Source organism: Streptomyces sp. MnatMP-M17 (assembly GCF_900091995.1).
Taxonomy (GTDB): domain Bacteria; phylum Actinomycetota; class Actinomycetes; order Streptomycetales; family Streptomycetaceae; genus Streptomyces.
Map to the genome: position 1 here is coordinate 1 of NZ_FMDK01000049.1, position 3,116 is coordinate 3,116.

Consider the following 3,116-nt stretch of genomic DNA (forward strand, 5'->3'; position numbering starts at 1 on the left):
GCGCGGGGGCGGCCGGCCGGTCCGGTGTATCGGCGGCCGGTGCGTCGGCGGCCGGCCGGTCCGGTGTGTCGTGGTGGCGGCTCACCGGGATGATCATCGGCGTTCCGCTGACGGGATCGGTGGCCACCTGACAGCGCAGACCGAAGACGTCCTCGACCGTCTGAGCCGTGATCACCTCGGCCGGAGCGCCCTCCGCCGCGATCGCGCCCGCCTTCATCGCGATGACATGGTCGGCGTAACGGCACGCCTGGTTGAGATCGTGCAGCACCATGACGACCGTGCGCTTCTCGTGCCGGTTGAGGTCCTTGATCAGATCCAGCACATCGATCTGGTGTGCCAGGTCGAGATAGGTCGTCGGCTCGTCCAGCAGCAGTACGGGCGTTCCCTGGGCGACCGCCATCGCGATCCACGCGCGCTGCCGCTGGCCGCCGGAGAGTTCGTCCACCGGGCGGTCGGCGAGGTCCGTCATGGCGGTGGCGCGCAGCGCGTCGTGGACGGCCTGCTCGTCGCTCCTCGACCACTGCCGCCACCAGGTCTGGTGCGGTGAACGGCCGCGGCCGACCAGGTCGACGACCGTCAGCCCTTCCGGTGCGACCGGGCTCTGCGGCAGTATGCCGAGCCGCTGGGCCAGCTCCCGCGTCGGGATGGAGTGCAGGGCGTGGCCGTCCAGTTGTACGGAACCGGCGCGCGGCGACAGCAGCCGGGCGAGCGCCCGCAGCAGTGTGGACTTCCCGCACGCGTTGGCCCCGACGATCGCGGTGATCCGTCCCGGTGGGATCGCCACATCGAGGCCGTCGACCACCACACGGCTGTCGTATGCCAGCCGCAGGCCCTCGGCCCGCAGATCCGGGCCGGTGTGATGCACAGGTTTCGATGACACGGGTTCAGCCTCCTGAGCCGACGCGGTTGGCACGGACGAGCAGCCAGAGCAGGACCGGAGCGCCGAGCACTCCGGTGACGACGCCGACCGGGAGTTCGGTGTCCGGGATCACCTCGCGCGCGAGCAGATCGGCGGACAGCACCATCAGAGCGCCGGTCAGCCCGGCGGCGACCGGTGGAGGCCAGGCGGTACGGGCCAGCCGCTGGGCGACCTGAGGCGCGGCGAGCGCCACAAAGGCGACCGGTCCCGCCGCGGCCGTGCCGAACGCGATCAGTCCGACGCCCGTGAGCAGAGTGGCCAGCCGGACCGCCTGCACGGGCGTCCCGAGGCCCTTCGCCACATCGTCGCCGAGCTGGAGCGTCCGCATCCAGCGCCCGAGCAGCAGCGCGACCGGTACGAGCACGGCCAGCGCGATCGCCAGCGGCTCGACGGCGTTCCAGTCGCGCCCGTTGAGGTTGCCGACGAGCCAGCCGAGCGATGCCTGTGCCTCGAACTGCCCGCCGTACGCCATCAGATAGTCCGTGAGACTGGTGCAGACCCAGGAGACGCCGATGCCGACGAGCACGATCCGGTAGCCGGTCGTACCGCGCTTCCAGGCCAGGACGTACACCAGCAGCGCGGTGGTCAACGCGCCGAACAGGCCCAGCGATTGGGTGCTCAGGCCCGCGTCCCGGCCGAGGACGACACCGGCCACCACCGCGGTGCCGGCACCTTGCGTGATACCGATCATGTCCGGGCTGGCGAGCGGATTGAGCGTCATCGTCTGGAAGAGGGCGCCGGAGACTCCGAAGGCGATACCGACGAGCAGCCCGGTCATCGCCCTCGGCAGTCGCAGCTCGTGAACGATGAGACCGGTGCCCGGATCGCCCGCTCCGACCAGGGACCGCATCACCTCAGTCAGTCCGATCGGGACCTCGCCCACGGAGATGCCGAGACAGAACACCAGGAAGCCGGCGAGCGCCAGACAGACGCCGACGACGACCAGCCGGGGCCGTAGCACACCGGAGACCGGCGGGCGCGCCAGCCGGAACGCGATACGGGCGGGGAGGCGCGGGGCAGTTCGGGTGGTACGGGAGGACAGCGGACCGGTCATGTTCAGAGCTCCGCGAGTCGGCGGCGGCGGACCATCGCGATGAAGAACGGGCCGCCTATGAAGGCGACGAGGACACCGGCCTGGATCTCGACCGGCCGTGCGACGAGGCGTCCGGCGATATCGGCGAGCAGCAGCAGACACGGCGCGAGCACGGCAGACAACGGAAGGAGCCAGCGGTGGTCGGGGCCGATCCCGGCCGCCTGGGTGAGGATCCGCGCGATGTGCGGAACGACGAGTCCGACGAAAACCACGGGTCCGATGACGGCCACCGCTCCGCCGGTGAGCAGAGTGACGGCGAGCACTCCCACCACCCGGATCAGACCGAGCCGCGTTCCCAGCGAGGCCGCCACATCGTCGCCCAGGGCAAGGCTGTTGAGCGTGGGAGCCATCGACAGGGCGAGTACGGCACCGACGGCGAGGAACGGCAGCACCTGGACGAGGCTCTCGCCGTTCTGGTTGGCCAGCGAGCCGGCCTCCCAGAAGCGGAACCGGTTCAGGGCGTCCGGATCGGTGAGAACGATGGCGCTGGTGAGCGAGGAGAGCAGCGAGGTGATGGCGACGCCGGCCAGCGCCAGCTTCACCGGAGTCGTACCGGACCGGCCGAGTCCGCCCAGCAGATACACCAGAACACTCGCGAACAGCGCACCGGCGAAGGCGAACCAGATATATCCGTAGACGGTGCTCAGTCTGAACACACCGACGGAGACCGCGATGGCGAAGGCCGCGCCCGCGCTGACGCCGAGCACACCCGGATCGGCCAGCGGATTGCGTGTCAGGGCCTGCATCAGACAGCCGGACAGCCCGAGGGCCGCTCCCGCCGCCAGTCCCAGCGCGGTACGCGGCAGACGGACGGACCAGATGACACTGTCGATCCGGGAGTTCGGCGGATTGCCGAAGAGAGTCGACACCACCTGGTCCAGAGGAACGCTCAGAGCGCCGAAGGCGATGGACAGCAGACACAGGGCGACAAGGGCGCCGCCGGGCAGCGCCACCAGAAGCGCCGCCCGAGGGACTTTCGCGCCGGTCACCGAGCTCTCTCCATGTCAACGTCCTTACTCTGCGGCCGGGCCATCACTGTAGCCAGCGCCTAGGGCCTCTCGTTTGGATCTTGCTGGGCTCGCGTGCCCGCAGTGACATCAGCCG

The 3,116-nt window shown here is 70.1% G+C and carries 3 protein-coding genes; all 3 read right to left on the reverse strand.

The genetic code is table 11. The features are described 5' to 3' along the window. The coding region (locus GA0115259_RS02865) for an ABC transporter ATP-binding protein (RefSeq protein WP_256097889.1) at window positions 1–880 on the reverse strand (880 nt) is incomplete at its 3' end. A 4-nt stretch (window positions 881–884) separates the two neighbouring features. Next, complete coding sequence (locus GA0115259_RS02870; protein WP_093590352.1) at window positions 885–1,973, reverse strand: FecCD family ABC transporter permease; 1,089 nt, start codon at window positions 1,971–1,973, stop codon at window positions 885–887. Window positions 1,974–1,975: 2 nt separating this feature from the next. Further along, entirely contained in the window at window positions 1,976–3,001 is a 1,026-nt protein-coding gene (locus tag GA0115259_RS02875; protein ID WP_093590355.1) for a FecCD family ABC transporter permease, read from the reverse strand. Between the last annotated feature and the right edge of the window lie 115 nt (window positions 3,002–3,116).

Coding starts and splice junctions, on each gene's coding strand:
- GA0115259_RS02870 (WP_093590352.1), bottom strand. CDS start 1,973: ATGACCGGTCCGCTGTCCTCCCGTACCACCCGAACTGCCCCGCGCCTC.